Annotated in this window: 7 protein-coding genes; 6 read left to right on the top strand and 1 reads right to left on the bottom strand. The window is 48.7% G+C overall.

The window, feature by feature from the left end:
• Nucleotides 1-472: 472 nt before the first annotated feature.
• From RM811_RS03540 to RM811_RS03515, 6 genes are read left to right on the top strand one after another with little or no spacing between them, the layout of a single operon-like run.
• The gene (locus RM811_RS03540; RefSeq protein ID WP_402520823.1) at nucleotides 473-634 is read left to right on the top strand and encodes a hypothetical protein; all 162 of its coding nucleotides are present in this window, start codon (nucleotides 473-475) and stop codon (nucleotides 632-634) included.
• Nucleotide 635: 1 nt separating this feature from the next.
• Complete coding sequence (locus RM811_RS03535) at nucleotides 636-869, top strand: hypothetical protein (protein WP_402520821.1); 234 nt, start codon at nucleotides 636-638, stop codon at nucleotides 867-869.
• Nucleotides 862-1269, top strand: a complete 408-nt coding sequence (locus RM811_RS03530) for a 3TM-type holin (protein WP_402520819.1) — start codon at nucleotides 862-864, stop codon at nucleotides 1267-1269. The genes RM811_RS03535 and RM811_RS03530 overlap by 8 nt, the downstream gene beginning before the upstream one ends.
• Before the next feature lie 2 nt (nucleotides 1270-1271).
• Entirely contained in the window at nucleotides 1272-1520 is a 249-nt protein-coding gene (locus RM811_RS03525; RefSeq protein WP_402520817.1) for a hypothetical protein, read from the top strand.
• Between the two features lie 21 nt (nucleotides 1521-1541).
• Nucleotides 1542-1871 (top strand): hypothetical protein, encoded by a 330-nt coding sequence (locus RM811_RS03520; protein WP_402520815.1) that lies wholly within the window; start codon nucleotides 1542-1544, stop codon nucleotides 1869-1871.
• Nucleotides 1868-3121 (top strand): hypothetical protein, encoded by a 1254-nt coding sequence (locus tag RM811_RS03515; protein ID WP_402520813.1) that lies wholly within the window; start codon nucleotides 1868-1870, stop codon nucleotides 3119-3121. The genes RM811_RS03520 and RM811_RS03515 overlap by 4 nt, the downstream gene beginning before the upstream one ends.
• 363 nt (nucleotides 3122-3484) lie before the next feature.
• Here the strand turns inward: RM811_RS03515 and RM811_RS03510 are convergent.
• Nucleotides 3485-4334 (bottom strand): IS630 family transposase (locus RM811_RS03510; RefSeq protein ID WP_402520811.1); only part of this gene is annotated, 850 nt, incomplete at its 5' end.

Genomic DNA, 4334 nt, shown 5'->3' with positions numbered 1-4334 from the left:
ATAAAGCTGACCGCTTCAATCAACAGGGAGAAAAACAGGGGAGGCCCTACTTCTAACGACGACTGCCTGACCACTGCCCAACGGTTAGCGGCGGTGATCTTGACCCGCTGCATGTGTTTGTGGAAGTTCTCAATCATTACGCTGGAGTGGTAGTTGGCGCTGGAGTGGTAGTTGGCGCCAGCGTTATGTTTCTATTGTTCAGCACAAAAGGTGTTGCTACTGTTGCTACGCCATTAGCTAGAACTGCTCCTACAGCACCACCAACGACTGCTACCCCACACACAATGCTCAACAGCGCAATTGGCTTCCAGTGTTTGATTGACCAATTCTTGAATCTGTGGCCACATCCCCTCTCGGATTGTTTCTTTTTCCTGGGTTTGTCAGTCTTGGTAGTTGCGGATGTATTGTCCTCCGTATTAACTTTGACATAACAAGTCTCACGAGCAACCTACACCACTATAAAAAGAGAGCCATGTATCACTATTCCGATTCATCCAAACGGCATTTAGCCAGTTGTGATGAACGGCTTCAGCTTGTCTTCAATAAAGTGATTGAGTATTACGACTGCACCATCATTTGTGGCCATCGGGGTGAAGTTGCCCAGATGCTGGCTTATGTAGGGTGGCAAGTCTGAAGTGCAATGGCCCAACAGCAAACACAATTCAAAGCCGAGCCGGGCAGTGGATGCCATGGCCTTCCCGCTGGACTGGTTTGATTACCAGAGATCGGCTCACTTTGCCGGTTATGTGCTGGGCATTGCCCAGAGCATGAGCATCAAGTTGCGCTGGGGCGGAGACTGGGACAGGGATGGTGAGATGAAAGACCATAAATTCATTGATTACCCACACTTCGAGATCATAGATGATTAACCTCAACCCCATGGCAGGGATTGCCCAGGCGTTGATGGGTGGGCTGGATGGTCTGTTTACTTCCGATGAGGAACGGGCCAAAGCCGAGTTGTCACTGAATCAGCAGCTTCAACAGCCTCATATCTTGCAGGCACTGGCCAACATCGAGGAAGCCAGGCACCCATCGGTGTTTGTTTCTGGCTGGCGGCCTGCTCTTGGATGGTTGTGTGTTTTGATACTGGCGTGGTCATGGATTGGCCGTGACCTGATTATTGTGGGTCTGATGCTGGCGAACAGGCCGGAGATAGTGGGGCAATTACCCGTGGTGGATACCAGCGTGGTGATTACTCTGTTACTCAGTCTGCTGGGGCTCGGCGGTGCGAGGACTATCGAGAAACTGAAGGGCGTTGCCCGGAGATAGTTATGTCAGACGAAGACCGCTTTAACCGGATCGAAGACAAGCTGGACGGGATCACCCTGATTTTGCAGACGCTGGCCAAGCACGACGAGCGCATGGTCAATCTGGCATCGAGAGAGAACCGCAGCGAAGAACGCCTGAACGCTATTGAGAAATCGGTTCAGAAGAACTCGACAGTCAGTAGCGTCATTCAATGGATAGCGGCAACCACAACAGCTGGCATCATCGCTCTTGTTATCAAGCAGTTTTTATAGCACACCAAATACAAACCGGCGATGTGCGATCAGGTAAAAGACCTGATGGCAGAAGGACTCAGCCGCAAGGCAACGTCCACAGAATTGGGTATCAGTTACAAGACGTTCCTGTCCTGCATCGACAAACATGAAGACTTTGCCGATGCCGTGGCACAGGCAGACGTACTGGCCGAGGCGTACTGGGAAGATAAGTACATCAAGGGCGCACTGGGCATCAACAAAGACGTACAGCCCTCCATGCTCATCATGTACATGAAAAACCGCTACCACTGGCGGGACCGTCAGGAGCAGACCGTGATTGCCGAGAAGATACCGACGTTGGATGAATGGCTGGAAGACAGGGATCAGTGAAGTCAGTCAGGGAACGGCTGCTCACCGAGTTTCAGTTTTATGCTCGCCGCTGCCTGAAGATCAGGACCAAGAGCGCAAAGGTGATTCCTTTCCAACTCAACAAAGCACAGATTTATCTGGATGGCCGCATTGAGGATCAGCAACAGCGTACCGGCAAAGTGAGAATTGTTGTGCTGAAAGGACGACAACAGGGCTGCTCCACCTATACTGAAGGCCGCTACTACTGGCTGGTGAGTAATCGCAGAGGACTCAGGGCCTGCATCCTGACTCACGAAGCCGATGCCACCGCCAACCTGTTTGATATGGTGCAGCGATATCACGAAAACCAGCCACCATTCACTCAACGGGACTTGAAGAATAAAAGCTCCAAAATGCTGGAGTTTACCCATGACTCCGGCTATCGGGTCGGCACCGCTGGCAACCGGGGGGCAGGACGCTCCTCCACGGCACAGCTTTTCCACGGTTCGGAAGTCGCTTTTTGGCCAAATGCAGATGAGCACCTGGCCGGTGTACTACAGGCAGTACCTAATGAAAACAATACTGAAGTCATTCTGGAGAGTACTGCTAACGGCGTTGGTGGTGTGTTTTATGATTATGTTATGGACGCTGATGCTGGGCGCGGTGATTTTGAACTGGTGTTTATACCTTGGTTCTGGCAGGACGAATACCGTTCCGAAGCCCCGCAAGACTACACGCCAGACGCCGACGAGCGATACCTGAAGCAGCAGTATGATCTGGATGACTCACAGCTCCAGTGGCGACGCCAGAAAATCTATGAGCTGAAGTCGGAAGACAAGTTCAGGCAGGAATACCCCTGCAATATTCAGGAAGCGTCCCTGTTCTCCGGGCGCCCTGTCTTTGATCCCAAACATACTGAGGCTGCCAGGCAGGAGTGCTACTCGCCAAAATGGCAATGTGAGCTGACTCCCAACGGACTGAACCGACAGAAAAAAGGGTTGCTGAAAATCTGGTATCCACCGGATAGTGCCCAGAAATATGTCATCGGTTGTGATGTGGCGGAAGGTCTGGCACCGGTCAATGACAAGCACAAGCACGGCGATTATTCATCCATCGACGTGTTGGATCGTTCCGGGTACCAGGGCGCCCACTGGTCCGGTCATGTAGCACCGGATGACCTGGGCAAGTTGCTCGATCATTTAGGCTGCTACTACATCACTCCCAATCCATTTCCTCGACTTCATCCACCCTCTTTCTCTCTTGTGCCAACCTGGCCTCCTCTCTCCTCTTGATTGTTTCAGTCGCTGCAACAGCATGTCCCAGAGCATCCTTCTGTAATGACTCACCTGCCCCGAATCCAATCACCAACAGATTTTTTTGTTTTTTAACCTCCATAGTATCAGGGTACCGATCCAGCTTCCTATTATCCCCAAATAAAGAAGGTGCAACGTCATTTTGAAGAAAAGAAAAATCAGAACTTGTCCCTTTAAGAAGAGCTAAGTAGGTTATAGATTAATTTCAGAGAAACTGGCTAAACGTATGGTTAATTTTATTTCAATAAAAAAACCAAAGTAATAGCGCCAAGGTATAAGAATATAATAGCTATTTCTGGATATGCATATTTTGTGCCAATTATGCGATAGTAACAGTAAAAGCTACTTAAATGAGATCATGTATTCTTGGCCGAATGAACTAAACACTCGTTCAACTTCCTTCTTGAATTCCTTGAATTCCTTGAAGTCGGTGATAGTCAAGAGGTTGAGCCACTCATATTTTACTTTTCGCCATAGGATCTCGATCAGGTTGAGTTCAGGTGAATATGTTGGAAGAAAGCAAACAAATAACTTCTTCTCAAGGATCCAGTCATCAATTCTGGCACGGAATTTTTCGCTGGTATGAATGCTGGCATTGTCCACCATTACGACGGTGTAACGGTCATTGGAACTGTATTTTTCATCCTCCATCTGGGCAGCAAAATCATCAAAGGCAGCAATCACCGTGTCGCTGTTCACGGAGCCTATGACAGGATAATGAAACAACTCACAGGCTCGATTCATAAAGCCCAATACATTAATACGCTTACTTTTAACTGAAGGGATTCTTAGCTGTTTTCCTTTTTCCTGCCAACCGTATGGGATGCAAGGCTCTTGACTAAATCCGGAATCATCAAAATAAAACAGGTTGATTAATCCTTTACGCTCGGCTAGCTGAGCGTCTTTCAGTGCGGCTTGACAGCGCCTGAACTGCTCTTCGTTTCGTTTATGCTTGCATGATTTACGGAATCTTTTGTAAACCAATCCTAATTTTTTTACGATCTTTCCCAGAGTTCGTTTTGATGCAGATTTTCCGGTTTCATCCTCAATCTTGGATTGAACATAAGATAGACGGCGGGGTTCCTCAGCTACCAATTCTTTTATACGCTGGACTTCAGTTTCATCATAGATGAAAGGTCTTCCTCCTTCATGCCCCTTATATAACGCACGAATGCCATAGGAATTGTCCCGA

The organism is Endozoicomonas sp. (assembly GCF_031844845.1).
Lineage (GTDB): Bacteria > Pseudomonadota > Gammaproteobacteria > Pseudomonadales > Endozoicomonadaceae > Endozoicomonas.
This window is presented reverse-complemented; position numbering and strand designations above follow the sequence as displayed.

What these genes read in the sequence shown, in the direction of transcription:
- RM811_RS03540 (WP_402520823.1), top strand. Translation starts at nt 473, where the DNA reads ATGTATCACTATTCCGATTCATCCAAACGGCATTTAGCCAGTTGTGAT.
- RM811_RS03530 (WP_402520819.1), top strand. Translation starts at nt 862, where the DNA reads ATGATTAACCTCAACCCCATGGCAGGGATTGCCCAGGCGTTGATGGGT.
- RM811_RS03525 (WP_402520817.1), top strand. Translation starts at nt 1,272, where the DNA reads ATGTCAGACGAAGACCGCTTTAACCGGATCGAAGACAAGCTGGACGGG.
- RM811_RS03520 (WP_402520815.1), top strand. Translation starts at nt 1,542, where the DNA reads ATGTGCGATCAGGTAAAAGACCTGATGGCAGAAGGACTCAGCCGCAAG.